General features: G+C 61.5%; 28 protein-coding genes, 1 other RNA gene and 1 riboswitch. Of the genes, 13 read left to right on the top strand and 16 right to left on the bottom strand.

All coding sequences use genetic code 11. The features are described from left to right. Window positions 1-2: 2 nt before the first annotated feature. A complete protein-coding gene (locus AC1DNW_RS08705; RefSeq protein ID WP_113311973.1) occupies window positions 3-1,298 on the bottom strand; it encodes a glutamate ligase domain-containing protein in 1,296 nt (431 codons plus the stop codon). Between the two features lie 27 nt (window positions 1,299-1,325). Continuing rightward, window positions 1,326-1,406, bottom strand: a riboswitch (ZMP/ZTP riboswitch). 173 nt (window positions 1,407-1,579) lie between these two features. On the opposite strand from AC1DNW_RS08705, the gene AC1DNW_RS08700 reads away from it, so the two are divergent. The 4 genes from AC1DNW_RS08700 (at window position 1,580) to AC1DNW_RS08685 (ending at window position 4,387) form a co-directional block, all read left to right on the top strand. After that, entirely contained in the window at window positions 1,580-2,611 is a 1,032-nt protein-coding gene (locus AC1DNW_RS08700) for a sensor domain-containing diguanylate cyclase (RefSeq protein WP_113311969.1), read from the top strand. A 90-nt stretch (window positions 2,612-2,701) separates the two neighbouring features. Further along, a complete protein-coding gene (locus AC1DNW_RS08695; RefSeq protein ID WP_113311968.1) occupies window positions 2,702-3,082 on the top strand; it encodes a COG4315 family predicted lipoprotein in 381 nt (126 codons plus the stop codon). A gap of 10 nt (window positions 3,083-3,092) precedes the next feature. Then, window positions 3,093-3,608 carry an RNA polymerase sigma factor gene (locus AC1DNW_RS08690; protein ID WP_477852455.1) on the top strand — a complete coding sequence of 172 codons (516 nt, stop codon included), beginning with the start codon at window positions 3,093-3,095 and terminating at the stop codon, window positions 3,606-3,608. Continuing rightward, entirely contained in the window at window positions 3,605-4,387 is a 783-nt protein-coding gene (locus tag AC1DNW_RS08685) for an anti-sigma factor family protein (protein ID WP_477852454.1), read from the top strand. Before AC1DNW_RS08690 ends, AC1DNW_RS08685 begins: the two co-directional genes overlap by 4 nt. Window positions 4,388-4,415: 28 nt before the next feature. On the opposite strand, the gene AC1DNW_RS08680 is transcribed toward AC1DNW_RS08685, so the two are convergent. The 4 genes from AC1DNW_RS08680 to nthA form a co-directional block, all read right to left on the bottom strand. After that, window positions 4,416-4,940 (bottom strand): hypothetical protein, encoded by a 525-nt coding sequence (locus tag AC1DNW_RS08680; protein WP_162748643.1) that lies wholly within the window; start codon window positions 4,938-4,940, stop codon window positions 4,416-4,418. A 221-nt stretch (window positions 4,941-5,161) separates the two neighbouring features. Beyond that, a complete protein-coding gene (locus AC1DNW_RS08675) occupies window positions 5,162-5,533 on the bottom strand; it encodes a nitrile hydratase accessory protein (protein ID WP_113296678.1) in 372 nt (123 codons plus the stop codon). Next, on the bottom strand, window positions 5,520-6,179 hold the full coding sequence (nthB, locus tag AC1DNW_RS08670; RefSeq protein WP_113311965.1) for a nitrile hydratase subunit beta: 660 nt from the start codon (window positions 6,177-6,179) through the stop codon (window positions 5,520-5,522). Before nthB ends, AC1DNW_RS08675 begins: the two co-directional genes overlap by 14 nt. Beyond that, a complete protein-coding gene (gene nthA / locus AC1DNW_RS08665) occupies window positions 6,176-6,838 on the bottom strand; it encodes a nitrile hydratase subunit alpha (RefSeq protein WP_113311964.1) in 663 nt (220 codons plus the stop codon). The genes nthB and nthA overlap by 4 nt, the downstream gene beginning before the upstream one ends. A 97-nt stretch (window positions 6,839-6,935) precedes the next feature. On the opposite strand from nthA, the gene AC1DNW_RS08660 reads away from it, so the two are divergent. Both AC1DNW_RS08660 and AC1DNW_RS08655 read left to right on the top strand, forming a co-directional pair. Continuing rightward, a complete protein-coding gene (locus AC1DNW_RS08660) occupies window positions 6,936-8,216 on the top strand; it encodes an SDR family oxidoreductase (RefSeq protein WP_113311963.1) in 1,281 nt (426 codons plus the stop codon). Next, window positions 8,216-8,686 carry a DUF2269 domain-containing protein gene (locus AC1DNW_RS08655; protein WP_113311962.1) on the top strand — a complete coding sequence of 157 codons (471 nt, stop codon included), beginning with the start codon at window positions 8,216-8,218 and terminating at the stop codon, window positions 8,684-8,686. Before AC1DNW_RS08660 ends, AC1DNW_RS08655 begins: the two co-directional genes overlap by 1 nt. Here the strand turns inward: AC1DNW_RS08655 and AC1DNW_RS08650 are convergent. After that, complete coding sequence (locus tag AC1DNW_RS08650; RefSeq protein WP_113296673.1) at window positions 8,678-9,271, bottom strand: LysE family translocator; 594 nt, start codon at window positions 9,269-9,271, stop codon at window positions 8,678-8,680. The genes AC1DNW_RS08655 and AC1DNW_RS08650 overlap by 9 nt on opposite strands. Window positions 9,272-9,421: 150 nt before the next feature. Here AC1DNW_RS08650 and AC1DNW_RS08645 point away from each other — a divergent pair, with 150 nt between their 5' ends. Continuing rightward, on the top strand, window positions 9,422-10,267 hold the full coding sequence (locus AC1DNW_RS08645; RefSeq protein ID WP_113311961.1) for an aldo/keto reductase: 846 nt from the start codon (window positions 9,422-9,424) through the stop codon (window positions 10,265-10,267). 80 nt (window positions 10,268-10,347) lie between these two features. Here AC1DNW_RS08645 and ilvN read toward each other — a convergent pair whose 3' ends face one another. Together ilvN and AC1DNW_RS08635 are read right to left on the bottom strand one after the other, a co-directional pair. Beyond that, window positions 10,348-10,920: an acetolactate synthase small subunit gene (ilvN, locus tag AC1DNW_RS08640; protein ID WP_113311960.1), complete on the bottom strand. Its 573-nt coding sequence runs from the start codon at window positions 10,918-10,920 to the stop codon at window positions 10,348-10,350. Window positions 10,921-10,946: 26 nt separating this feature from the next. Further along, on the bottom strand, window positions 10,947-12,740 hold the full coding sequence (locus tag AC1DNW_RS08635) for an acetolactate synthase 3 large subunit (protein WP_113311959.1): 1,794 nt from the start codon (window positions 12,738-12,740) through the stop codon (window positions 10,947-10,949). Window positions 12,741-13,070: 330 nt separating this feature from the next. On the opposite strand from AC1DNW_RS08635, the gene AC1DNW_RS08630 reads away from it, so the two are divergent. After that, complete coding sequence (locus AC1DNW_RS08630; RefSeq protein ID WP_477852451.1) at window positions 13,071-15,101, top strand: ATP-binding protein; 2,031 nt, start codon at window positions 13,071-13,073, stop codon at window positions 15,099-15,101. Window positions 15,102-15,108: 7 nt separating this feature from the next. On the opposite strand, the gene AC1DNW_RS08625 is transcribed toward AC1DNW_RS08630, so the two are convergent. Both AC1DNW_RS08625 and miaA read right to left on the bottom strand, forming a co-directional pair. Next, window positions 15,109-15,366: a hypothetical protein gene (locus tag AC1DNW_RS08625; RefSeq protein ID WP_477852449.1), complete on the bottom strand. Its 258-nt coding sequence runs from the start codon at window positions 15,364-15,366 to the stop codon at window positions 15,109-15,111. Between the two features lie 88 nt (window positions 15,367-15,454). After that, a complete protein-coding gene (miaA, locus tag AC1DNW_RS08620; protein ID WP_113311957.1) occupies window positions 15,455-16,351 on the bottom strand; it encodes a tRNA (adenosine(37)-N6)-dimethylallyltransferase MiaA in 897 nt (298 codons plus the stop codon). Here miaA and serB point away from each other — a divergent pair. Beyond that, a complete protein-coding gene (gene serB, locus AC1DNW_RS08615; RefSeq protein ID WP_113311956.1) occupies window positions 16,350-17,240 on the top strand; it encodes a phosphoserine phosphatase SerB in 891 nt (296 codons plus the stop codon). The genes miaA and serB overlap by 2 nt on opposite strands. An 80-nt stretch (window positions 17,241-17,320) precedes the next feature. Here serB and AC1DNW_RS08610 read toward each other — a convergent pair whose 3' ends face one another. The 6 genes from AC1DNW_RS08610 to AC1DNW_RS08585 all read right to left on the bottom strand — a co-directional run bounded on the left by AC1DNW_RS08610 (window position 17,321) and on the right by AC1DNW_RS08585 (window position 23,009). After that, complete coding sequence (locus tag AC1DNW_RS08610; protein WP_477852447.1) at window positions 17,321-19,072, bottom strand: Do family serine endopeptidase; 1,752 nt, start codon at window positions 19,070-19,072, stop codon at window positions 17,321-17,323. A 103-nt stretch (window positions 19,073-19,175) separates the two neighbouring features. Continuing rightward, window positions 19,176-19,361 (bottom strand): DUF2065 domain-containing protein, encoded by a 186-nt coding sequence (locus AC1DNW_RS08605; protein WP_113311954.1) that lies wholly within the window; start codon window positions 19,359-19,361, stop codon window positions 19,176-19,178. Between the two features lie 11 nt (window positions 19,362-19,372). Further along, window positions 19,373-20,338 carry a protease modulator HflC gene (hflC, locus tag AC1DNW_RS08600; protein ID WP_113311953.1) on the bottom strand — a complete coding sequence of 322 codons (966 nt, stop codon included), beginning with the start codon at window positions 20,336-20,338 and terminating at the stop codon, window positions 19,373-19,375. 3 nt (window positions 20,339-20,341) lie between these two features. Next, window positions 20,342-21,433, bottom strand: a complete 1,092-nt coding sequence (gene hflK / locus AC1DNW_RS08595) for an FtsH protease activity modulator HflK (protein WP_113311952.1) — start codon at window positions 21,431-21,433, stop codon at window positions 20,342-20,344. A gap of 146 nt (window positions 21,434-21,579) precedes the next feature. Continuing rightward, window positions 21,580-22,101 (bottom strand): dihydrofolate reductase, encoded by a 522-nt coding sequence (locus AC1DNW_RS08590; RefSeq protein WP_113311951.1) that lies wholly within the window; start codon window positions 22,099-22,101, stop codon window positions 21,580-21,582. A 113-nt stretch (window positions 22,102-22,214) separates the two neighbouring features. Beyond that, window positions 22,215-23,009: a thymidylate synthase gene (locus tag AC1DNW_RS08585; RefSeq protein WP_113300157.1), complete on the bottom strand. Its 795-nt coding sequence runs from the start codon at window positions 23,007-23,009 to the stop codon at window positions 22,215-22,217. 114 nt (window positions 23,010-23,123) lie between these two features. On the opposite strand from AC1DNW_RS08585, the gene ssrA reads away from it, so the two are divergent. From ssrA to AC1DNW_RS08565, 4 genes are all read left to right on the top strand, one after another. Then, window positions 23,124-23,501: a transfer-messenger RNA gene (ssrA, locus tag AC1DNW_RS08580) on the top strand. 131 nt (window positions 23,502-23,632) lie between these two features. Further along, window positions 23,633-24,145 (top strand): SspB family protein, encoded by a 513-nt coding sequence (locus AC1DNW_RS08575; protein ID WP_113300156.1) that lies wholly within the window; start codon window positions 23,633-23,635, stop codon window positions 24,143-24,145. Window positions 24,146-24,193: 48 nt separating this feature from the next. Beyond that, window positions 24,194-24,382, top strand: a complete 189-nt coding sequence (locus AC1DNW_RS08570; RefSeq protein WP_113300155.1) for a DUF4169 family protein — start codon at window positions 24,194-24,196, stop codon at window positions 24,380-24,382. Window positions 24,383-24,465: 83 nt separating this feature from the next. Then, complete coding sequence (locus tag AC1DNW_RS08565) at window positions 24,466-24,687, top strand: ribbon-helix-helix domain-containing protein (protein WP_113300154.1); 222 nt, start codon at window positions 24,466-24,468, stop codon at window positions 24,685-24,687. Window positions 24,688-24,710: the final 23 nt, after the last annotated feature.

Genomic DNA, 24,710 nt, shown 5'->3' with positions numbered 1-24,710 from the left:
CGTCAGGCCTTTTTCGCTTCCCCCAGCACCCGCTCGCGCAACAGCCCGACGAGATAGAGCGACCCCGTCAGGATCACCCAGGCGCCGGAGGCGGCTGCCCGTTCGAGCGCCTTTTCGTAAGCAGCCTGCGGATCCTCGATCACCTCGCTGGCAAGGCCGATCTTCGCGGCAAGCTGCTGCATTTCGGCAGGCGGACGGAAGCGGTCCGAAACCGAGGTGAAAATCGGCGAGACGCCGTAACGGCGCATCACGTCGAGAAGCCCCGGCGCATCCTTGTCTGCCGCGATTGCGACGACCGCGATGCCCTGCCCGGCAAATCCCTCCATGCCGGATAGATCGTCGAGAACAGCTTCGAGATTGAAGGGCACATGCGCCCCGTCGAGCGCGATGGAAACGGGCCTTCCCGCCACGGGAACAACGAATCGCTCCAGCCGCCCGGGCAATTGCGATTCCTGCTCTGCCGCCTTGTCGATCAACCATCCGCCGGCCTTCCGGCCATCCCCAGCCGCGACGCCGAGTTCGCCAAGCACATCGAGCGCCGCAGCCGCGACCGCGACATTGCGCTCGGCAATCGTCTTCAACGCGGAAAAATCCGGCCGGATGAGCCGCGCTTCGATCTCTGCAGCACGCTTCGCAATAACGACACCCGCCTCGTCATCAGCTTCGAGCGGTGTCACGACGGTCGACCTCGGCTTGATGATGCCGGCCTTTTCAAAGGCGATGGCCGCTCGCGTCTTGCCAAGGATCTCCGTATGTTCGAGGCCGATATTGGTGACGATGGAAACGTCGCTTTCGACGATATTGGTCGAATCCAGCCGTCCGCCGAGACCCGTTTCGACCACGGCCCATTTCACGCCCGCATCCCGGAAGATCAGGAAACCCGCCGCCGTCAAAATGTCGAACCAGGTCGCCGCCTCCGCCGCCGTGCCCTCCGACCTTGCAGCCTTGAGTGCATCGAGCCCCAGGAAGAGCGCCTCGGCCAGCACGCCCTCATCGACTGCCTGGCCGTTGACGCTGACGCGCTCGGAGATATGCTCCACATGTGGCGAGGCATAACGCCCGACGGAAATGCCGGCATGGCGCAGACCCGCTTCGAGCAGCGCCGAGGTCGAGCTCTTGCCCTTGGTGCCTGCCACATGGATCGAGCGGAAGGCGCGGTGCGGATTGCCGAGACGGGCCGAGAGATCGAGGATCGGCTCCAGCCCGACCCGCATTTCGCCGCGCGGGCGCTGTTCCCAGTTGGTGAGCTGATCAAGTTGCGAAAGGGCTTCGATAAGGCGGGGGTTCTGTATCTGCATGGGCATGGCACACGGGTATCGGGGTTATGTTTGTGCCCAGGCGAGCGGCATCGGCAACCTGCGCTTCCCGATGGTTATCCATCTGTCTCGCCAGTCACGCAGGCGGGCCGACATTAGAACCTTTCCCTTGCCCTGCCTAGCCTCGCAAGCGTCATCAGCACGGCTCCGCCGCGACGCCACCTGCAGCAACTGCCGGTTAACGCTGGTGAATTTTAGCCCTTGCGGAGATTTCCAAGAACGCCACTTTAGCTCCTGTCTGTGACAAAGAGCCGGAGATTCGAATGGGACAAACTGTCCGAATTCCAGTCAACGAACCGCAGAGACTGCTTGCCGTGCGCTCGCTGAGCGCCATCGGCAGCAGCCCGACGCCGGAGCTTGCAGCACTTGCCGAGCTCGCCAGGAATGCATTCGCAATGCCCTATGCTGCCGTCAACATCGTCGACGAGGATTGGCTGCGCATCGCCGGCGAAGCGGGCATGCAGCTTTCGGAATGCCCGCGCGACCTTTCCTTCTGCACTCGCGTCGTCTTCGCCAACGACATGGTCATCGTTCCCGATCTGGAACAGGATGCGGAGCTCAATGCCGCGCCCTATGTGACAGGCCCGCCCCATTTCCGTTTTTATGCCGGCGCACCGTTGGAACTGGAAAACGAACTGGTCATCGGCGCCTTCTGCATCCTCGATCAGAAGCCGCGCCTCTTCACCGAAAAAGAGACGGCCAATCTTCGCCGTTTCGCCAGTGTCGCGAGCGCTCTCCTGCGGCTGCAGAAGGCCAATTTCATCATGGGCCTTGCCGAAAGCAGCTTGCGCACTGCGGCCATGACCGATCCGCTGACCGGCTTCCTCAACCGTTCGGCGCTCGACGCAGTCGTCGACCGTGCGCTGGAATCAGCCCTTGCCTCCGGCCAGACCTTCGGCGCTCTCTATCTCGACATGGACGGCTTCAAGTCGATCAACGATACGCTCGGCCACCATATCGGCGACGAGGTGCTGCGCGAGGCGGCAAATCGCATCCGGTCGGTTATTCGATCAGGCGACATCGTCGTGCGCATGGGCGGCGACGAATTTGCGATCTTCGTGCCGAACCCGCCAAACACAGAAGCGCTGGTCTCCGTCTCCGAACGCCTGCTCTCGGCTTTCCGCAGCCCCTTCACCATCGAGGGAAATATTGTCCGCGCCCGCCTGAGCATCGGCACCGCACTCGCCCCGCAAGGTGGGGCCTGCCGCCGCGAACTGCTACGCAACGTCGATGGTGCCCTCTATAGCGCCAAGGCTGCCGGACGGGACTGCCATGTGGCTTTCAATCCGAACTGACGTTTGAAAAAGAAACGGGAATAAAACGGACGCCTGCCGTGTCTCATGTCCGGTATCGCAAAAATGCGTGCCTAACCGAGGAGAGAGACCATGAAGTCCGTGAAATTCCTGTCCGCGCTGGTGCTCGTCGCTGCCACCGCGACTGCAGCCTTCGCCGCCCCTGCCGTCACCGAAGTCGATACGGCCAAGGGCAAGGTTCTTGCCGGCGAAAAAGGCATGACGCTCTACACCTACAAGAAGGACGAAAAAGGCGTCACGAATTGCTACGACAAGTGCGCCACCAACTGGCCGCCCTTCCTCGCCGCTAGCGACGCCAAGGCCAGTGGTGCATACTCGCTCGTCGAACGCAAGGATGGAAAGAAGCAGTGGGCCAAGGACGGCATGCCGCTCTATTACTGGGTGAAGGACACCAAGTCCGGCGACATCACCGGCGACGGCGTCGGCGGTTCCTGGGATCTCGCAAAGCCCTGATGAGGCCAGCGTGAAGACGCCCCCACCCGATACGTTCGAGGGCCAGATCCTGGCCCTCCTTCCCTCGCTCCGCCGCTATTCCCGCAGCCTCACCCGCTCGGATGCCGAGGGCKAGGATCTGCTCCAGGATTGCGTGGAAAAGGTTCTGGCCCGGCGCGGCCAGTGGCGCGGCATCAACCTGCGCGGCTGGGTGCTGACGACCATGACCAACCTCTACCGCAACACCCGCCGCGCAAGCCCCCGCGACCGGCTGGTCGAACTCGATGCCGCTGAAGAGATGGCAAGTCCCAACGCCCAGGCAGACCCGCTGGAGCGCCTGCGGCTGGAACAGGCCCTCGACAGCCTGTCGGAAGAATACCGTGCCGTGCTGATGCTCGTCGTCATCGAGGGCTACAGCTACAGCGAAGTGGCCGCCATGCTGGATATCCCGATCGGAACCGTCATGTCGCGCCTGTCGCGCGCCCGCCAGCGCATGAGCGAACATATGAAAGCCGATAATGTGATTACGCTTCGGAGACCGAAATGAACGAGACCAACCCCACCGTCACCGAAGCGGACCTGCATGCCTTTGCCGACGGGCAATTGCCGGAGACCGCCCGCGCCCGCGTGGAAGCCTATCTCGCCGACAATCCCGAAGAGGCCGCGAAGGTGGCCGCCTGGCAGACGCAGAATGCCGGCATCAAATCGCTTTTCGCAGGCTACGAGAAGAGCCGCGACAACGATCTCCAGCTGCTGACGCCAGCAGAGCCGGCATCCCCCTGGAAGGCCCGCAGCGCGCTCGCCGCTGCCGCTATCATGCTCTTCGCACTCGGCGCGGTCAGCGATCGCTTCATCCCCCCGCTCTTCGAACGCCCGCCGCTGCAGCTTGCCGAATCCGAAACCCTGCCGAAGCAGGCCGAAACCGCCTTCCTCGTCTATGCAAACGAAGTACGCCACCCGGTCKAGGTCTTCGCCAATGAGGAAGCGCATCTGGCCACCTGGCTCGGCAAGCGCCTGGCAATCCCCGATCTCAAGGTGCCGGACCTCAAATCTCTCGGCTTCCACCTCGTCGGCGGCCGCCTGCTGCCGGTCGATAACAGGCCGGGCGCCATGTTCATGTACGAGGATCAAGGCGGCGAACGCCTGACCGTTATCGTCGGCCGCAACAAGGAAAACAGGACGACGAGCTTCCGCTTCGCCTCCACCAAGGATGTCGAGACCTTTTACTGGATCGATGGCGAACTCGGCTATGCGGTAACAGGCGAAATCTCCCGCGACATGCTGCGCAAGGTGGCCGAGGAATGTTATCGGCAGTTCCCGTCGTGAAGCGGGAACTGCAGCGCAAGCCATTCGATCAGGCGGCGACGATCTGGTAGCGGCCGATTTCGTCCTGGCGAAGGACGGATCCACCCTCAGCGTCCTCGCCGAGTTGCTTCTTCAATGCCTGCGTGACCTTGTCGTTTTTATCGGGATCACCAGCACTTTTGATCAGGTCGTCCAGTGAGATACCGAGCTTGTCCAGACCGAGATCACGCTCGATCTTCGCAATGGCCTGCTGCCCGTCCGGCTTGCTCTTGAGATCTGAAAAAGCCTTTTTCGTCGCGGCGACAAACTCGTCCATCGACGCATAATCGCTCTTTTTCACGCCCAGCGCCTCGCCCGCGCGGTCGATCAGATCGAGCTTCATCTGGGTAACGCTTCGGTCGTTCACGCTGAACAAGGATTCCGAAATCTTGGATTGTGCCGCGGTCGGCTGCGGGGTCATCCCCGATGTCTGTCTGGTTGGCTGACCATGKGCAATCGCAACGAGATTGTCGCCGTCCGATTTTTTGGCTTCGCTGGAATTAACAGGGGAAACTGTCTGCTGAAGGATCAGCAAAGCCGCTTCATTGGTCGATGAAATCGAAGTCATGCATGGTCCTCGACCGCATTTGTTCGACCGTCATGGGAACCATGCGCATGTTTGACCGGGCGTCATGCCTGAGTGTGAATCAGATGGGTTTTCGATCGCATCATCGCAATGAATCGTTGCATAAATATAAAACTTCAGCGTGTGCCCGTCGACAGGTGTCATCGACAGCCTCAGGACAGTGCGTGATCTCAGCGCAGCGGATCGTTGGCGAGCTCGATCGGCTTGCCGTGCGGTGTCGCTTCCGCCGCCCGCTGCCAGCTCTTCTGCAGGTCGAGAATGACGGAAGCCTCGGCCACGCCTCGGCTGACCAACAGCTCGCAAAGGGCTGCCACCCAGCAGTCGAAATAATCGCTGCCATCTTCGGCGCGGCCAGGCTTGTGCAATTCCCTCGACAGCGTTTGCGCCCACTCGCTCCAGGCAAACAGCCCCTTCGCATGCAGATGCACAGTCATGGCGAAAGCTTCCGCCGCCCAGGGCTCCGGGAAGACGGGATCACCCTCCGGCGACTTGGGCAGGCCGGGCGATTGCGCCAGTTGAGAGGGCGCCTCACACACGCTCAAGATAGCTCTCCCAAGCATCGATGGAGACGGTCAGCGACGGGTCCGCACCCTCGCCCCAGATTTCAGCCCCGTCGAAGACGACAGTATAGAGCCATTGCGGATTCTCGCCTTTGCCATGCGCATTGTCATCGGGAAACACGAAGGAACCCTGCACCGCCTCGATGATGCCGGTCTTGGCGCGTGCGTAACGCGGCAGCCGCGTATGGGTCGCTGGATTGAAATTCTTCGTCTTCACCTTTTCGCCGACGACGAAGAGCGGCGCGCTGTCGACCGGCCGGTCGCAAGGGCCGCCCTTGGCGAGCGCACCCGATACCATATCGGCTTTCAGCACGCGCTTCGGCACAGTGCCGTCCTGCAGCTTATGGCCTGACAACAGCTCCTCACGCGTCGCAAAACCATGCCGCTCCAGGAGCGTGTCGATGCCACGGATCCAGACCTCGTAATAGCTCGCCGCGAGATAATCAGCCGGCGGAATGTTTTCCCGCGCGTGCCGGCTCTCATCGATCGTCCAGGCGCCAAACGCGCCGCAGGAGAGCGTGATCCCGAGCGCCCGCTTTTCCCATTCAGCGTGGAAATAGGGTTCGTTCTTTTCTGGCGCGACAGGCCCGAAGCCCATCTGCCCGCCGAGATCGTGCGGGCCGTTCACGTCAGCACCCTTGTGCCGGCAGCCGCCGTGCCGATCATCGCATCACGGCTGACGAGATCGGCAAGTGCCTCTTCGTCCATGCCTTCGGTGCTCTCCGGCCGCTCGGGAATGACGAGATAGCGCAGTTCCGCCGTCGAATCCCAGACGCGGACCTTCTTGCCTTCGGGCAGCGTCAGCCCGAATTCGGCAAGCACACCACGCGGATCGATGACAGCGCGTGAACGATAGGCCGGCGCCTTGTACCAGACTGGCGGCAGGCCGAGCACCGACCACGGATAGCAGGAGCAAAGCGTGCAGACTACGAGATTATGGGTGTCTGATGTATTGAACACGGCGCGCATATGCTCGCCCTGCCGGCCCGTATAGCCGAGACTCGCAATCGCCGCCGTTGCATCCCGCTTAAGCCATTCAGCAAAATCCGGATCGCTCCAGGCTTTCGCAACGACACGCGCGCCATTGCGCGGGCCGACCTTCGTCTCATAGGTCTCGACAATCGCATCGATCGCCGCAGGGTCGATCAGCCCTTTCTCTGTCAGCAGCGTTTCCAGCGCTTTCACGCGCGCCTGCATATCCGAATAATGGTTGTCATGATCGTGGTGGTGGCCATGATCGTGCCCATGATCGTGATCGTGCTGATGATCGTCGTCGTGATCGTGCAAATCGAAGCCCTCCCGGATTGTGCCGTCCGTTTTAGCACTTGCTGAGGCTGAGCCAAGCCCTTCCGAGACCTTAAACTTTTTGCGCTAGGTTCGCAGCATGAACATCCTGATTCTCGGCGCTACAGGTTTTATCGGCTCGGTCGTCGCGGCACGTCTCTCCGCGGAGGGTCATGTCGTCACCGGTCTCGGACGCAATGCCGCCCGCGCCGCACTCAAGCAGCCGCTGATCCGGTGGCGCCGCGCCGACCTTTCCGACATGACGCGTCCTGACGATTGGCGCGATATCCTCGAAGGACAGCATGCCGTCGTCAATTGCGCCGGCGCATTGCAGGATGGCCTTAGCGACGATCTCTCGGCGACACAGACGCAGGCCATGCTCGCCCTCTATGCTGCGGCAAAGCCGACCTCGACACTCGTCGTCCAGATTTCTGCGCGCACTGATGGCGCCGGCAGCAACCTGCCCTTCCTCGCGACCAAGCGCGCAGCCGATACGGCCCTGGCGTCATCCGGCTTGCCTTACGTGATCCTGCGCCCTTCCCTCGTCCTCGGCCGCAATGCCCATGGCGGCACGGCGCTCCTGCGCTCCCTCGCGGCGTTCCCCCTCGTCCTGCCGCTCATCCACGCCGACCGCCCGGTCGAAACCGTCGCGAGCGAAGATGTCGCCGCCGCCGTTTCGGCCGCAATCTCAGGCACGCTTCCCTCCCGCAGCGATATCGACCTGGCGGCAGAGGAGCGGCACACGCTCGCGAGCCTCGTAAAACTGCACCGCGCCTGGCTCGGCCTCCCGGACGCACCGGTCCTTTCCATCCCGCCTGTTCTCGCGCGACCGGTGACGTGGCTTGCCGATATCGCCGGCCATCTCGGCTGGCGCTCGCCTTTGCGCTCCACCGCCATGACCGTCATGTCCGAAGGTGTCAGCATGGATCGCCCGACGCCGTCAGGCCTTCCGGCACTCTCGGCCGCCGAGACACTTGCTGCCAATCCCTCCGGCGTTCAGGACCTCTGGTTTGCCCGCCTCTATCTCCTGAAAGCACCCGTCATATCAGGCCTGTCGCTCTTCTGGCTGCTGTCGGGCCTCATCCCGCTTCTGGCGCCGCAGCAGGCAAGCGCCCATTTCCTGCCCTTCATGCCGGCAGGTGCAGCCATCGCGCTGACGGTCCTCACCTGCCTGATCGATATGGCGCTCGGTGCTACCGTGCTCGTCCGTCCCTTCGCCCGCCGCGCCCTTCTCGGCATGCTCGCCGTCTCGCTTGCCTACCTCTTGGGCGCTACGGCCCTGGAACCGGCTCTCTGGCGCGATCCGCTCGGCCCGCTCGTCAAGGTACTGCCTTCGCTGCTCCTGACGTTTGCGGCACTCGCCATCCTGGATGAACGTTGATGCTTGCCGAACTGCTGCTGCTTGCCCATGTGGTCGGCGCGACCGTGCTCTTCGGCACCGGCGCCGGCATCGCCTTCTTCATGGTCATGGCGCACCGCACCCGCAATCCCGTGCTGATCGCCCATGTCGCCGGCACCGTCGTCATCGCCGATACGATCTTTACCGCCACAGCTGCCATTCTCCAGCCGGTGACAGGCTATCTTCTCGCCCGCATCATCGGCTGGGAGCTGACGGAAAGCTGGATCGCGCTGTCGCTGGTTCTCTATGTCGTGACCGGCATCTTCTGGCTGCCGGTCGTCTGGATCCAGATCCGGCTGCGCAATCTCGCGCGCGCCGCAGCAGCATCAGCCGCTGCACTGCCGCCAGCCTATTTCAGCCTTTACCGCATCTGGTTCGCCTTCGGCTTTCCGGCCTTCTTCGCGGTGCTCGGCATTCTCTGGCTGATGTTGGCGAAACCGACGCTATTTTAGCATCGGCCAGAGGCTGAGCACGAGCAGCACCGCCATCGTGATATTGAACCATTTCAGCCGCACTGGATCGGAAAGCCATTCCCTGAGCGCCGAGCCGAAGCCTGCCCAGGTGGAGACGGAGGGCACGTTGACCGCCGCAAAGGCGAGGCCGACAAGCAGCACGCTGATCATATAAAGCTCTGGATTGGTGTATGTCGCCATGGCCGTCACCGCCATCACCCAGGCTTTCGGGTTGACCCACTGAAAGGCCGCAGCGCCGAGGAAGGACATCGGCTTCACGCCGCTCTTGCCTTCGCTCAGCGACCGCGAGGTCGCGATCTTCCAGGCGATCCAGACGAGATAGGCGCCGCCGGCAAATTTCAGCGCGGTATAGATCGCCGGCACCGTATGCAGCAGCGCCCCGAGCCCCAGGCCAACGCCAAGCAGCAGCGACAGGAAACCAGCCCCGATGCCGAACATATGCGGGATGGTCCGGCGGAAACCGAAATTCACACCCGAGGCAAACAGCATCATATTGTTCGGCCCCGGCGTGATCGAGGTCGTGAAAGCAAAGAGCAGGAGTGCCAGAAACGTATCCAGCGGCATGAAACCCTCCCAGTGCCGCACATGTTCAAGCCCATGCGGCTTATTGCAATTAGGTCAGCATAACTGCCCTAAACCCTTGACACCATAACATGATTGTCATGGTGACAGGATTACCTGATAGTCTACTGAGCACTCAAAGGACAGGCTGCCATGAACGACCCGATCCCCACCATCACTTTTGCCGATGGCACCGAAGTCCCCTCGCTCGGCCAGGGCACATGGGGCATGGGCGAGGATGCCGGCCATGCGAAGGAAGAGATCGACAGCCTCAAGGCCGGCCTCGACCTCGGCATGGCGATGATCGATACCGCTGAAATGTACGGAGACGGCGGCGCAGAAGAAATCGTCGGACAGGCGATCAAGGGGCGCCGCGACGAAACCTTCATCGTCAGCAAGGTGTATCCCTGGAATGCCAGCCGCACGGGCACGATCGATGCCTGCGAAAGCAGCCTCGAACGCCTCGGCACCGACCGCATCGACCTTTACCTGCTGCATTGGCGCGGCAACTATCCGCTCACCGAAACCGTCGAAGCCTTCGAGACGCTGAAAGCGGCCGGGAAAATCCGCGCCTGGGGTGTTTCCAACTTCGATACCGACGACATGGAGGAGCTGCTCTCCGTTCCCGGCGGGCGGAATGTCGCCGCCAATCAGGTGCTCTACAATCTCGCCCGGCGCGGTATCGAATATGATCTCCTGCCCTGGTGCCAGAGCCGCAACATTCCGATCATGGCCTATTCGCCCATCGAACAGGGCCGCATCCTGCATCATCCGGAGCTGATCCGCATCGCCAAGGCCAATCAGGCGACCCCGGCGCAGCTGGCGCTGGCCTTTCTGCTCGAACGCGACGGCGTCTTCGTCATTCCGAAGACCTCCACTATCGAGCGCGGCCGCGAAAACCGTGATTGCGTCTCCCTCGACATCACCGACGAGGACTGGGAAGCCCTCGACGCCGCCTTCCCGCCCCCGGCAAAGAAAACGCCGCTGGAGATGCTCTGACCTCCAGCGGCGTGAATGGCTTTTCTAAAGCAGACGATTATCTGCTCGGGCTGTAACCCTTACATGCCCGGGCTGTCTCTTTACATGCCCTGCCCGCCGCGGTTCATCGCAGCAATGCCGGTGCGGCAGACCTCGATGAGGCCGAGCGGCTTCATGATCGCTACGAACTGGTCGATCTTCGAGGATTTGCCGGTGATCTCCAGGATGAAGTGATCCACCGTCGCATCCACCACCTTGGCATGGAAGGCATCGGCAAGGCGCAGCGTCTCGGCGCGGGTCTCGCCGCTGCCGACCACCTTGAGCAGCGCCACTTCACGCTCGATCGGCCGCTCCTGGCCGAGTTCGCGGGCGCGAACCGTCAGGTCCACCACGCGGTGGACGGGCACGATGCGCTCGAGCTGCGCCTTGATCTGTTCCAGCACCTGCGGCGTGCCGCGGGTGACGACGGTGATGCGCGACAGATGCGCCTGATGTTCCGTTTCCGAAACCGTGAGGCTTTCGATATTGTAGCCGCGGCCGGAGAACAGGCCGATGACGCGCGCAAGCACGCCTGGCTCGTTATCGACCAGCACCGAGAGCGTGTGGCTCTCGATGGCTGCCGTTTCCGGAGAGATGAAGTAGGCAGAGCCGGTGGGTTGAAGGTGTGCGTTCATGRTCCTGAGGTTCCTCTGACTTCTTCTTAGACGAGCTGACGGCCCTTGGCGTCGATCGCGTTGGCGACCGCTTCGTCCGTGGCTTCGTCCGGCAGCAGCATTTCATTATGTGCCTTGCCCGAGGGGATCATCGGGAAGCAATTGGCGAGATTGGCAACGCGGCAATCGAAGATAACAGGCTTCTTGACGTCGATCATCTCCTGGATGGTCGCATCGAGGTCATCAGGCTTCTCGCAACGCAAGCCGACGGCGCCATAGGCTTCTGCGAGCTTCACAAAGTCGGGCATCGCTTCCGTATAGGAATTGGAGAGACGATTGCCGTGCAGCAGTTGTTGCCACTGGCGCACCATACCCATGTACTGGTTGTTCATGATGAAGATCTTGATCGGCGCATCGTGCTGGATCGCCGCCGACATTTCCTGGATGCACATCTGGATCGAGGCATCGCCGGCAATATCGATGACCAGGCTTTCCGGATGGGCGATCTGCACACCGAGCGCTGCMGGCAGGCCGTAACCCATCGTGCCCAGGCCACCCGAGGTCATCCAGCGGTTCGGCTGCTCGAAGCCGAAGAACTGGGCTGCCCACATCTGGTGCTGGCCGACTTCGGTCGTGATGTAGGTGTCGCGATCCTTGGTCAGGGCGAAGAGACGTTCCAGCGCATATTGCGGCATGATCACGTCCTTGCTCATCGTATAGGCAAAGGAATTGCGGGCGCGCCAGCGGGCGATATCGCCCCACCATGCGTCGAGACGGCTCTTCTCCGGCTTCTTCGGCAGTGCCCGCCACAGGCGGATCATGTCTTCCAGGATATGGCCGACATCGCCGCGGATGCCGACATCGACACGGACATTCTTGTTGATCGAGGACGGATCGATATCGATATGGATCTTCTTCGAATTCGGTGAGAAGGCGTTCAGGCGGCCGGTGATGCGGTCGTCAAAACGCGCGCCGATGCAGACCATGACGTCGCAATCATGCATTGCCATGTTGGCTTCGTAGGAGCCGTGCATGCCGAGCATCTTCAGCCAGTTCTTGCCGGAGGCCGGATAGGCGCCGAGCCCCATCAGCGTCGAGGTGATCGGGAAATCGGTGAGCTCGACCAGCTCGCGCAGCATGCGGGAAGCTTCCGGGCCGGAATTGATGACGCCGCCGCCCGTATAGAAGACCGGCTTGCGTGCATTCGCCATCAGCTCGATTGCCGCCTGGATCTGGTTGATATCGCCCTGGATCTTCGGCTGGTAGCTCTTCTGGATCGCATGATCGGCCGGCGGTGTATAGGTGCCGGTGGCAAACTGCACGTCCTTCGGAATGTCGACGACGACGGGACCCGGACGGCCGGACTGGGCAATGCGGAAAGCTTCGTGGATGACGGCGGCGAGTTGGTTGACATCCTTGACCAGCCAGTTGTGCTTGGTGCAGGGGCGCGTGATGCCGACCGTGTCGCATTCCTGGAACGCGTCCGAGCCGATGAGCGGTGTCGGAACCTGCCCCGTCAGGCAGACGAGCGGAATGGAATCCATCAGCGCATCCTGCAGCGGCGTGACGGCATTGGTGGCGCCTGGACCTGACGTGACCAGCATGACGCCGACCTTGCCGGTGGAGCGGGCATAACCTTCGGCCGCATGGCCGGCACCCTGCTCGTGGCGCACGAGGATATGCTTGATGTCCTCCTGCTGGAAGATCTCGTCATAGATCGGCAGAACCGCGCCGCCGGGATAACCGAAGAGATGCTCGACGCCATTGTCCTTCAGTGCGCGGAGAACGATCTCCGCTCCCGTCATCCTGTTGTCTGTCGCCTGATTATCCGTGCTCGCCATGTGTCTGTTCCGTTTGATGCTGGAGATTTGAGTTTCGTGGCCGGAGGCCCGAATTCCGGGCATAAAAAAAGGCCCCTGAGGAGCCTTCGTCTTGCGCATGGGTGGCTACCGCCGGATGGTTACACCATCCTGCCCATGCGCTTGCCCACCACGATAAGAACGTTCGAAATTGCCATGGGCGGAATTGATAGACAGAAAATTTCGCAGCGTCAACGCATTCCGCAATAAAAAAACAGGGGCCAGTCGACCGTCTCGCCCGTCCAGATCCCGGGCYGAAGGATTTATTAAAGGATGGATTATATCCTGTGCGTTAATGCAGGGAGTAACCCTTTGCTCAACAACGACATGATGACGACAGGCAAAGCAGGCGAACAGGATCGCCGCGATAGCCTTGCGCCGGGGAATCGATTTCTCGGGCGTGTCGTTGCATGCAGCGGGTCGCGCGCCACCATCGCCGCTGTGGCGGAAGCCGGCGGCACCGATCTTACCGAATTATGGTCGGTCGGCCGGCTGATCTCCATCACCGTCGGCCGCAATCGTGTCGTCGCCCTCGTCTTCTCCATGAATACTGGCAGCCAGGGCTGGGGCGAAGGGCAGGACAATGTCTTCCGCATCGAGACGGAACTGCTCGGCGAAGTGCGCGTCGAGGAAGATGGCCGCGAGGAATTCTCGACCGGCATTTCCCAATATCCCTATCTCGGCGCCATCGCTCACCGCATCCGCGCCGCCGACCTGATGCGGATCTATGATGCCGGCAAGGGCGCTACCGCCGTCATCGGCAACCTGACGCAGGATGAAAGCATCGACGCGGCGATCCACGTTCCCTCGATGCTGTCGAAGCACTTTGCCGTCGTCGGCTCGACCGGCGTCGGCAAATCGACCGCTGTCTCGCTGCTGCTGCACAAGGCAATCGAGGCCRATCCGAAGCTGCGCGTACTGATCCTCGATCCGCACAACGAATTTGCCGCCGCCTTTCCGAAGCACGCCGTCACCATCGATACCGACACGCTCGACCTGCCCTTCTGGCTGATGCGGCTCGAAGAATTCGCCGAGGTGGTCTTCCGCGGCCGCCCGCCGGTGCCCGAAGAACTCGATATGCTTCGCGATATCCTGCCAGAGGCCAAGCGCGCCTTCCGCGGCAGTGACAGCTCGCTGGTGCGCCGGCAGACGGAAAAAAGCTCGATCACTGCCGATACGCCGGTGCCCTACCGCATCGCCGATCTCCTGGCTCTGATCGATGAGCGCATCGGCAGGCTGGAAGGCCGCGCCGAAAAGCCCTTCCTGCGCTCGCTGAAGATGCGCATCATCGCCGCGATCAACGATCCTCGCTATCACTTCATGTTCTCCAACAATACGATCAGCGACACGATCACGGAGACCATTGCGCAGATCTTCCGCATCCCCGGCGACAACAGGCCGATCTGCACCTTCCAGCTCGCCGGCATTCCCTCCGAAGTCGTCAATTCCGTCGCCTCGGTGCTTTGCMGCATGGCCTTCGAAATCGCGCTCTGGAGCGAAGGCGCCATTCACATGCTGGTCGTCTGCGAAGAGGCGCACCGTTACATACCCTCAGACCCGAACCTCGGCTTCGTCCCGACGCGGCAGGCCATCGCGCGCATCGCCAAGGAAGGCCGCAAATACGGTGTCTCGCTCGGCATCATCACCCAGCGCCCCGGCGAACTCGACCAGACGATCCTGTCGCAGTGCTCGACGCTCTTTGCCATGCGCCTTGCCAACGACCGCGACCAGGAAATCATCCGCTCGGCAATCCCCAATTCCTCCATATCGACGACGAGCTTTATCTCCTCGATCGGCAACGGCGAGGCGATCGCCTTCGGCGAGGCAATCCGCGTGCCGATGCGCATGCGCTTCCTGCGCGTCGACGAAAGCCTGTTGCCGAAGGCCCATAGCGCCACCAGCGTACATGCCGAGGAAGATCCCGATACCGTCGACCTGCGTCGCATCGTAACCCGCATGCGGGCGATCACATCAGGCCCTGATATCTCCACCTTCCAGCAGAACTACAGCTCCGCGCTGGCGGATTACGAGCCGGAAGAGGATTTCGCTGACAAGGCCGCCGATCAGCCCTATGCCGCTCAATCAGCAGCAGAGCCGCCGCTCGAACCCTATCGCCCGGCATTGCTGCCACAGAACCGCGCGCCACACCCTGAGACCCCGCCTCTTTCGCCGCAGAGCTCAATCGACGCGCGCCTGGAAGCGCTGCGCCGGGAAATGCGACGCGACGAGCAGCCGAAGCCGGCCTTCGGCGAACAGGCCTCGTCGCCGCGTCGCGATCCGGGAATGTCGCTGCGCGAAAGCATCCTGAAGAAGCCGCTGAGCAGCCTTTACAACAAGGATTGAGTGCTGCTTACGGGCGCGGCTGGCGCGTTGCCGCTGCGATTTCGGAGAGATGGCGCTCGATCAGCGCCAGGAAGGCGATGGTGCCGCAGATCAGCGCCGCGACCACGATGCCGCCGATGGCGCCGAGAATTGCTCCGACGATGAACATGCCCGATCCGYCCTGCGCCGCAGCAGCGGTCGCGCCCGAAAGCGTGGAAAACGCGAGAATGATGATGGCGATCAAGGCGTTGATAGAAGAAAGCGTCTTGGCGAGAAAATTGTTCATGCAGGCCCCCATAGCTCCGCCAGTTATGATTCGAGGATCATTCTAGCCGTTTTGCGGGCGTGAAGGATGCGTAGATCCAACGGACGTCCTAAGGCGAAACCCGCTCCCAGCTTTCGTCCATCTGATTGCGGAACCAGGTCATCTGCCGCTTGGCATATTGCCGGGTGGCGGCCGCACCACGCTCGATCACTTCGCCACGGTTCATCTCGCCGCGCAGCATCGCTGCGATCTGCGACACGCCAATTGCCTTCATGACCGGCATCTCGGCGGGAATATCCAACGCCAGCAGGGCCTTCACCTCATCCTCCGCCCCCTGCTCCAGCATCCGCTCGAAGCGCCCGTTGATGCGCTGATGCAGCAGGGCACGATCCGGCAGCACGACGATCTTGCGTGCCGTATCGGGATCGATGATCTGAAGCCCCGCCTGACCCTGAAATTCGGCGATCGACTGACCCGTTGCCTCGAAAACCTCCATCGCCCGCACGATCCTCTGCCCGTCCTGCACGTTCAGGCTTTTAGCAACTGCAGGATCAGCTTTCACAAGTTCCGCATGCAGACCCTCCGCCCCCTCCTCGATCAGCCGCGCCCGCAGCCGTTGACGTATTTCGTCCGGGATGACAGGCATTTCCGAAAGGCCGCCCGTCAGCGCCTTGAAATAGAGCCCCGTGCCACCGACGAAGACCGGCAGCTTTTCTTCGGCGCGAATGCGCGGCAAGAGCGCCGTCACGTCCCGCAGCCAGGCGCCCGTCGAATAGGCCTGACCTGCCGGCACATGGCCGTAGAGATGGTGGGGAACGCCCTCCATATCCTCCTGCGAAGGGCGCGCCGTCAGCACCCGCAATGTGTCATAGACCTGCATGCTGTCGGCATTGATCACCACGCCGCCATGGCGTTTGGCGAGGTCAACGGCAAGCGCGGACTTGCCGCTGGCGGTCGGCCCGGTTATCAGGATCGCGTTCACAGTGCTCAGAAGGTTTTCCATCATGGCCCTCGTTGCCACGCTTGTTGCCAATCCGTCAAACCCCGTTCTTTCGCCTGAGATCGCCGAGCGCGCCGCCGGTGCTGTCAAGGCGTCCGGGCTCTATTGGCTGGCGGATGGCATTGCCTGCGATATCGTACTCGCAGACGGCAGCGACAGGCAGGCAGCCGAGGCCAACCTGCTCGCCGCCATCGCCGGCAGCCCGATCGACCTGGTCATCCAGCAACAGGAAACCCGCCGCAAGAAGCTGCTGATCGCCGATATGGATTCGACGATGATCGGCCAGGAATGCATAGACGAACTCGCCGCCGAAGTCGGCCTCAAGGATAAGGTCGCGACGATTACCGCCCGCGCCATGAACGGCGAAATCGCCTTCGAGCCCGCATTACGCGAACGCGTCGCCCTGCTAAAGCGTCTGCCGATCTCTGTCGTCGACGAAGTCATTGAAAAGCGCATCACGCTGACACCAGGCGGCCCCGAACTGATCGCCACGATGAAGGCGAAAGGCTATTATACCGCCCTCGTCTCCGGCGGCTTCACCGTCTTCACGAGCCGCATCGCCGCCACGCTCGGCTTCGACGAAAACCGTGCCAATATCCTGCTGGAGGAAGGCGGCTTCCTGTCCGGTCACGTCGCCGAGCCGATCCTCGGCAAGCAGGCGAAGGTCGACGCCCTCAACGACATCGCCGCCCGCCTCGGCATCTCCCCTGAAGACGCCATCGCCGTTGGCGACGGCGCCAACGACCTCGGCATGCTGCATCTGGCCGGTTCCGGCGTCGCTCTGCACGCCAAGCCCGCCGTCGCCGCCGAAGCCGACATGCGTATCAACCACGGCGACCTGACGGCGCTGCTCTATATCCAGGGATACCGGAAGACGGATTTCGTGACGGCCTGAGCCTCACGATGCATCGCTAACATTGAAAAGGAGCGGCTAACCGCTCCTTTTTTTGATTTTCGGATCTGTATTCGACGACCCTACTCCATCGGCACCGCAACGAACCGCAGRTCGCCATTCGCGGCAGCGACCATCATTTGCGCATTGCGCCGGCCTTCCTGCTTCAAAGTCTGCACCTTGCTGGCGACAGCATCCGGCGACTTCATGAATTCCTGGGCGACCTCGACGATCACGTCGCCGGGCTTCAGGCCCTTTTCCGCGGCTGCCGACCCCGGTGCCACCTCTGTCACGACAACGCCGTCGACGCTCTCGGCAATGCCGAAGGTCTTGCGGGTCTCGGGGCTGAGCAGCGAGAGCGACAGGCCGAGCACGTGCTTGGGAGCGGCCTGACCGGGCGTTGCCTGATCCTGGCCCATTCCTTGTCMCTGGCCCGTTCCTTGTCCTTGGCTCTGATCCTGTTGCTGCGGATCCTGCCCGTCAGGTGCGGCCTGCCCCTGATCGCCATCCTGATTCGGTTCGTCCATATCGTTGTTTTCGCCGGGATCAGGATTGATGACGCCGTCATCAGTCGAATTGTCGGCAGCCGCCGCCTGGTCGCTGTCCTCGAGACGGCCGAGCGTCACTTTGACGGTCTGCTCCTTGCCGTCGCGCAGCACCACTACGTCGACCTGCTTGCCGACAGAACTTTCGGCCACCACGCGCGGCAGATCGCGCATCTCGCTTACGGTCTTGCCGTCGAATTTCAGGATGACGTCACCTGCCTTGATCGAGCCGTCATCGACCGGCCCGCCTTTGATGACACCCGCGACCAGCGCGCCCCTGGCGCTGTCGAGGCCGAGACTGTCGGCCACTTCGTCGGTGACAGGCTGGATGCGCACGCCAAGCCAGCCGCGCCGCGTCTCGCCATATTCGCGAAGCTGATCGACGACGCCGGAAGCAAGCTCCGACGGCACGGAGAAGCCGATGCCGATCGAGCCGCCCGACGGAGAGATGATTGCGGTATTGATGCCGATCACCTCGCCCTTCATGTTGAAGAGCGGACCGCCGGAATTGCCCTTGTTGATCGCCGCATCCGTCTGGATGAAGTTGTCGTAGGGACCGGCATTGATGTTGCGGCCGCGGCCCGAAATGATGCCGACCGTCACCGATCCGCCGAAGCCGAACGGGTTGCCGATCGCCATCACCCAGTCACCGATGCGCATCGTGCTGGAATCGCCGAACTTGACGGATTTCAACGGTTGCTTCGGCTCCACCTTCAGCACGGAAAGGTCGGTCTTGGTATCGGTGCCGATCAGCTTGGCCTTGAGCTTGGAGCCGTTGGCAAAATTGATCTCGATATCGTCGGCGCCCTCGATCACGTGGTTGTTCGTGACGATATAGCCCGAGGGATCGATCACGAAGCCGGAGCCGAGCGAGCTGACATTGTGGTTGGGGCCGCGATTGCCCTGCTTCTTGTTGAAGAAGTCGTTGAAGAATTCCTGGAAGGGCGAGCCGTCGGGGGCGCGCGGTGCGGGGCCTGCGCCCTCGTCATCCTTCACGTTCTGCGAGGTCGAGATATTGACCACGGCATCGAGCAGCCCTTCGGCAAGATCCGCGACGGAAGCCGTTCCGCTGCCCGGAGCCGTCATCTGCATCGGCGGAGCCGCGGGCGCAACTGCAGCCGGTGAGATGGGCGCGGGCTGAGGTGCCGCGGGCGCTGCCTGTTCAGGTACAGCGGGCGCCGGGGCGGTTTGCGCATGCGCAACACCGCCTGCACCGACATTTGCCAGGAGGGCAGTGCCGGCCAAAAGCGCGAGCGTTCGTCTGAAGGGCGAGCGAGTCGTGGGGGCCATCAAGCTTCCTCGTCTGGGGATAAAGCGCACATACACCATCAGCATAAGGCGGAATGATGGAGGGCGAAATCACCTTTTCGAGAAATCCCCGTGCGAATATGACTTAGCCTCGTAAAAGCCAGACACAGCCGACGCCGAGCGCCATCGCAGCAAGCCCGAAGACCCTGAGTTGTCGTTCGGGCACGGTAGGAAGAAGCTTCGCCATCTCGACAAGAAAACGAGGGGCCAGTGCGTAGACCAGCCCCTCGATGATGAGGAAGAATGCAAGCCCGGTGAGGAGGTCCTGCATTCCGTCTGTCGTCAGTTCGCCGGCTGTGCCGGAGCGGCCGGCTGCGCGGCTGCGGGCGGCAAGAGGCCACCGGTCTGGCCCGGTCCAGCGGGCTGGCTGCCGTCAGCATTCTCGAAGTAGCGGAAGAACTGCGAGCTCGGCGAAAGCACCAGCGTCGTATCCTGCGAGGAAAGTGCCGTGGAATAGGCGGCCATCGAGCGATAGAACTCGAAGAAGGCCGGGTCCTTGCCGAAGGATTCAGCGAAGATCCGGTTACGGTCCGCGTCACCCTGACCGCGTAGGATTTCCGAATCGCGTTGCGCGTCGGCGGTGAGCTCGACGACCTGGCGGTCGGCGATAGCCCGGCGGCGCTGGCCCTCTTCATTACCTTCGGCGCGGATGCGCTCTGCTTCGGCCAGACGCTCGGAGCGCATGGCGTTGTAGGTGTTCGGAGCCACTTCCGGCGAAAGATCCGTCCGACGGATACGGACGTCATCGATATGCAGGCCGAGATTTTCGGCATCCGTGCGAAGATCGTCGCGGATTTCGAGCATCATCGCCACGCGCTCTTCCGAAAGCGCTGCGTTGTAGTCACGCAGACCGTAGACACGGCGAAGCGAGGAATCGAGCTGCGCGCGCAGCCGTGCCTCGGCAGCGTCGCGGTCGCCTGACACCGTTTCACGGAAACGGCGCACATCCGCGATGTTGTAGATCACGAAGGCATCGACATCGAAGGTCTGGCCGTCCTGAACCTGAACGCGGATATTATCGAGGTCGAGCCGCAGGGCGCGCTTCTCCACAAACTGTACGCGGTCGGCATCCATGAAGCCGAACGGCAGCTTGAAATAGAGACCAGGCTCGGTCTTCACCGACTGGATCTGACCGAAGCGTACGACGATTGCCTGTTCACGCGCATTCACGACGAAGATCGACGAATAGAGAATGGCGAGAAGGATCGCGAGCGCGATGAGGATTACGGGAAGTCTGTTCGATACCATGGTTCAACCTCCCTGCCGTGCCGGAGCCGGTCTGTTGATCTCGTTGAGCGGCAGGTAGGGCACGACGCCCTGCTTGTCGTCGATCAGGACCTTCTTGGAGTTCTTCAGAACCTGCTCCATCGTTTCGAGGAACAGGCGCTTGCGCGTCACGTCGGGAGCCTTCGAATATTCGTCATTGATGGCCGTAAAGCGCTGTGCCTCACCTTCCGCTTCCTTGACGACGCGGTCCTTATAGGCGGCTGCGTCTTCACGGATACGGGCGGCATCGCCTCGCGCCTGGCCGAGCTTCTGGTTCGTATAGCGGTTGGCGTCCTCGATCGTGCTGTCGCGGTCGCGGCCGGCACGCTGAACTTCTTCGAAGGAGTCGGCAACTTCGCGCGGCGGCGCCACGTTCTGGATCGTTACGCCCGTCACGGTGATGCCCGCGCCGTAGCGGTTCATCGTATCCTGAACGATGTTGAGAACCTGCGTCTCGATCGGCTGGCGGTTGCTGCGGAATGCGTCCAGTGCAGGACGGCGGCCGACGACTTCGCGCATGGCGCTGTCGGAAACCTGCTGCAGCGTCTCGGCCGCGTTCTCGACGCCGAAAAGATAGGCCCTCGGGTCGCTGATCGTATAAAAGACAGCAAACTGCACGTTGATGACGCTCTTGTCGCTCGACAGCATCAGACCGCTGGAAGAGCCAGCCGTGGTCGCGCCGATATTGAGCTGCTGCACCGTCACCTTGACCGTCTCGACGGTCTCAAGCGGCCAGAAATGGAAATGCAGGCCCGGCATGGAAATTTCTTCCTTGGGCTTGCCGAAGCGCAGCTCGACGCCGCGCTCGTCCGGCTGGACGACGTAAATACATTGGAAAAGCCAGAAGATCGCGATGACAGCCACGACGATCGCAACGACACCGCCGTTGAAACCGCCCGGAATAAAGCCGCGCAGCTGATCCTGCCCGCGCCGGATAATGTCTTCAAGATCGGGCGGACCGCCCTTGCCGCCGCCACCGCCGCGTGGACGGTTCGGCCCCTGCCCCCATGGTCCCTGATTATTACCGCCGCCGCCGCCCCAAGGGCCGCCGCCGCCATTCTGATTGCTCCAGGGCATCAAAACCTCGTTGTTCGTTACGTCATACACATCCAACCGCCGTGGGGGCTGCCGGCGGATGCGATCCGACCGTTATAAGTATCACAGCACCGGCTTTCAACGCGGTGTCAGAAACTTGGTCAATATAATTGGAAAATAGTTCCTTTTCAGGCGTCTCGACGTTCATAAACGACGAAACGGGTGGGAAAGGTATCCTTCTCCCCGGCCGGAACATCAAGGCTCTCCGTCGCCACCCAGACAGCGGGATCGATGTCAGGAAAAGATGTATCGCCATCCACGTCGGCCTCGACATGCGTCACGCACATCCGGTCGGCCAGCGCCATCGCCTGCGCGTAGATCTGCCCGCCGCCGAGAATGGAGATCTCGTTTTCGCCCTGATTGCGAGCGAGCTCTTCGGCCATCGTGATCGCTTCGTCGAGCGAGCGGGCCATATGCACGTCGGCATGATCGATATCGGCGCCGCGCGAGATCACCACATGCTGGCGCCCCGGCAGCGGCTTGCCGCCGAAGCTCTCGAATGTCTTGCGGCCGACCACGACAGGCTTGCCTGTTGTCATCGCCTTGAAGCGCTTGAGATCGGTCGAAAGCCGCCAGGGCATGTCGCCGTCGCGGCCGATGATGCCATTGCGCGCAACGGCAACGAAGATGGTCTTGCGGATATCGGACATCGGCCTTCCCGGCTTGGAGCATGTCGCTCAAAACTGTGCAGCCGTCTTGCGATAACGACATGCGAAACAAAAGTCTAAAGCGTGGGAAGCGATCAGAGAGATCGCGACACGCTTCAGACGGCGATCGGCGCCTTGATACTGGCATCGGCATCATAACCGACGAGCTCGAAATCCTCGTAGACGAAGCCGAATATATCCTTCACGTCACGCTTGAACACCATGCGGGGCAGCGGCTTCGGCTGACGCGTCAGCTGCAGCTTCGCCTGGTCGAAATGGTTGTGGTAGAGATGCGTATCGCCGAGCGTATGAACGAACTCGCCGTATTTCAGCCCCGTCACCTGCGCCACCATCATCGTCAGCAGCGCATAAGAGGCGATATTGAACGGCACGCCGAGGAAGATATCGGCAGAACGCTGGTAAAGTTGGCAGGAAAGCTTGCCGTCGGCCACATAGAACTGGAACAGGCAGTGGCAGGGCGGCAACGCCATATTGTCCACTTCGGCCGGATTCCAGGCCGAAACGATATGGCGGCGCGAATTCGGATTCTTGACGAGGCCCTTCACGAGATTGTCGATCTGATCGATATGCCCGCCATCGGGCGCCGGCCAGGAGCGCCACTGCGCCCCATAGACCGGTCCGAGATCACCGTTTTCGTCGGCCCATTCGTCCCAGATGCTGACGCCGTTGTCCTTCAGATAGCGAATATTGGTCTCGCCCTTCAGGAACCACAAGAGCTCATAGATGATCGAGCGCAGATGCAGCTTCTTCGTCGTCAGCACCGGAAAGCCGGCATCGAGATCGAAACGCATCTGATGGCCGAAGACCGAGCGCGTGCCTGTGCCGGTACGATCGCCGCGGTCGGTGCCGTTTTCCATCACATGGCTCAGGAGGTCGAGATATTGCTTCATGGTGTCAGCCGATTCCTTTTGCCAGCAATTTAAGGGCAAAGCGGCTGAAAACCAATGAGCTCTCCTGAATATCCAAGCAAAACTGCGGGAAACCGCGACGCTTTTATGACGTATCCCCTTCCCTTGCGATCACAAAAACACTATATCCCTCCTGCCGGCTTTCGGGCCGGCTATGGCGATAAACGGGCGGTGGAATAAACCTATTGGACCCGGGGGCGGTACCCGGCGCCTCCACCAAAAACAGGCGGATTTCCGTGAGTGGAAAAGGCCTGCTTTTGATGGGGGCGAAATAGGATCGACAAGGGTGTAAAGATCGACTTTTCGCTCGGCATGATACCGCCGTTATCGGGTCACAAGTGTAGTTGCAAACGACAACAACGCTAAGGAATACGCTCTCGCTGCCTAATGGCGGTGTGAGAATTCCGAACTAAGCCCTTACGGTTAGCCCCGTAAGGCGGGGTCCGAAGGCACCTGGCAACAGAAGCCTTCACCTTCTCCCCTTTTTCGACGAAATCATGTATGCTTGATGAACGCATGAATCGGCTTGCGCCTTTCCCAAAGCGCCCGGACGTGCCATATAAGTTCGTGAAAAGACTTCTAAACCGACGAAAGACAGGAAAAGCATGGGGCAGGATCATATCCGCTACGACATTCTGGCACAGGACGCGTTGCGCGGTGTCATCCGCAAGGTCTTGACCGAAGTCGGAACGACGGGCCGTCTGCCCGGCGACCATCACTTCTTCATCACGTTTCTCACGGGCGCTCCCGGCGTGCGCATTTCGCAGCACCTGAAGTCCAAATATCCTGAGCAGATGACCATCGTCATCCAGCACCAGTTCTGGGAACTGAAGATCACCGAATCCCATTTCGAGATCGGCCTGTCCTTCTCCGACGTGCCGGAAAAGCTCGTCATCCCCTTCAATGCCATCAGAGGCTTCTACGACCCCTCGGTCAATTTCGAACTGGAGTTCGACGTCCCGCTGAGCGACGGCGAGGAACTGCCGGCGGCCGAGATCACCGCCTATCCCGTCGATGCCATCAAGACGGAGGGTGCGGACGAAAAGCCTACCGCCGACGGCGAAGAGAAGAAGCCGGGCTCCGTTATCTCGCTCGATTCCTTCCGCAAGAAGCAGTAATGCAGAGGGAGGCGAATGCCTCCCTTTTTTCGTGATGGAGGCAACTGCATGAGCGCCGAAATCGTCAACCTACGCCAGTTCCGCAAGCAGCAGGCTCGCTCCGAGAAGGAAAAGCAGGCGGAGCAGAATCGTATCTCCCACGGCCGTACCAAGGCCGAAAAACAATTGACCCGCGCCCTCAACGAGAAGGCCGAAAAGGCTCTCGATCAGGGCCGTATCGAAGACGACGAGACCTGATCGCCAGTGGGTGAAAAGCCCGAGCGATMAAACAGATGCGATTCCTGCCTGAATCGCTTTCTCAACGAAGACGAAGCAGCCCGATGATCCGCAAACACTCGGCGACATTGCATGGGCACCGCACCAGTTTCTCGCTGGAAGATGAATTCTGGACCGAGTTGAAGGCGATTGCCGCAAGTCGCTCCCTGCCGCTCGCGGCGCTGATATCCGAAATCGATGATGGCCGCCCGCCTGACAGCAACCTCTCCTCGGCGCTGCGTCTGCACGTTCTGTGCTGGCTGAAAAATGCCGCGGCGAACGCCTGATAGGCCGGCCTGCCTGACCAGCC

Source organism: Rhizobium sp. 05L429 (genome assembly GCF_056397645.1).
This window is presented reverse-complemented; position numbering and strand designations above follow the sequence as displayed.

Excerpts from the sequence above, each read along its gene's own strand:
- AC1DNW_RS08605 (WP_113311954.1), bottom strand. The coding sequence starts at position 19,361 with ATGCAGGACCTCCTCACCGGGCTTGCATTCTTCCTCATCATCGAGGGG.
- AC1DNW_RS08660 (WP_113311963.1), top strand. The coding sequence starts at position 6,936 with ATGAACATCCTGATTCTCGGCGCTACAGGTTTTATCGGCTCGGTCGTC.
- ilvN (WP_113311960.1), bottom strand. The coding sequence starts at position 10,920 with ATGAACGCACACCTTCAACCCACCGGCTCTGCCTACTTCATCTCTCCG.
- AC1DNW_RS08700 (WP_113311969.1), top strand. The coding sequence starts at position 1,580 with ATGGGACAAACTGTCCGAATTCCAGTCAACGAACCGCAGAGACTGCTT.
- miaA (WP_113311957.1), bottom strand. The coding sequence starts at position 16,351 with ATGATGGAAAACCTTCTGAGCACTGTGAACGCGATCCTGATAACCGGG.
- AC1DNW_RS08695 (WP_113311968.1), top strand. The coding sequence starts at position 2,702 with ATGAAGTCCGTGAAATTCCTGTCCGCGCTGGTGCTCGTCGCTGCCACC.
- AC1DNW_RS08565 (WP_113300154.1), top strand. The coding sequence starts at position 24,466 with ATGATCCGCAAACACTCGGCGACATTGCATGGGCACCGCACCAGTTTC.
- hflC (WP_113311953.1), bottom strand. The coding sequence starts at position 20,338 with ATGGTATCGAACAGACTTCCCGTAATCCTCATCGCGCTCGCGATCCTT.
- AC1DNW_RS08570 (WP_113300155.1), top strand. The coding sequence starts at position 24,194 with ATGAGCGCCGAAATCGTCAACCTACGCCAGTTCCGCAAGCAGCAGGCT.
- AC1DNW_RS08655 (WP_113311962.1), top strand. The coding sequence starts at position 8,216 with ATGCTTGCCGAACTGCTGCTGCTTGCCCATGTGGTCGGCGCGACCGTG.
- AC1DNW_RS08590 (WP_113311951.1), bottom strand. The coding sequence starts at position 22,101 with ATGTCCGATATCCGCAAGACCATCTTCGTTGCCGTTGCGCGCAATGGC.
- hflK (WP_113311952.1), bottom strand. The coding sequence starts at position 21,433 with ATGCCCTGGAGCAATCAGAATGGCGGCGGCGGCCCTTGGGGCGGCGGC.
- AC1DNW_RS08650 (WP_113296673.1), bottom strand. The coding sequence starts at position 9,271 with ATGCCGCTGGATACGTTTCTGGCACTCCTGCTCTTTGCTTTCACGACC.
- AC1DNW_RS08645 (WP_113311961.1), top strand. The coding sequence starts at position 9,422 with ATGAACGACCCGATCCCCACCATCACTTTTGCCGATGGCACCGAAGTC.
- AC1DNW_RS08585 (WP_113300157.1), bottom strand. The coding sequence starts at position 23,009 with ATGAAGCAATATCTCGACCTCCTGAGCCATGTGATGGAAAACGGCACC.
- serB (WP_113311956.1), top strand. The coding sequence starts at position 16,350 with ATGGCCCTCGTTGCCACGCTTGTTGCCAATCCGTCAAACCCCGTTCTT.
- AC1DNW_RS08705 (WP_113311973.1), bottom strand. The coding sequence starts at position 1,298 with ATGCAGATACAGAACCCCCGCCTTATCGAAGCCCTTTCGCAACTTGAT.
- AC1DNW_RS08575 (WP_113300156.1), top strand. The coding sequence starts at position 23,633 with ATGGGGCAGGATCATATCCGCTACGACATTCTGGCACAGGACGCGTTG.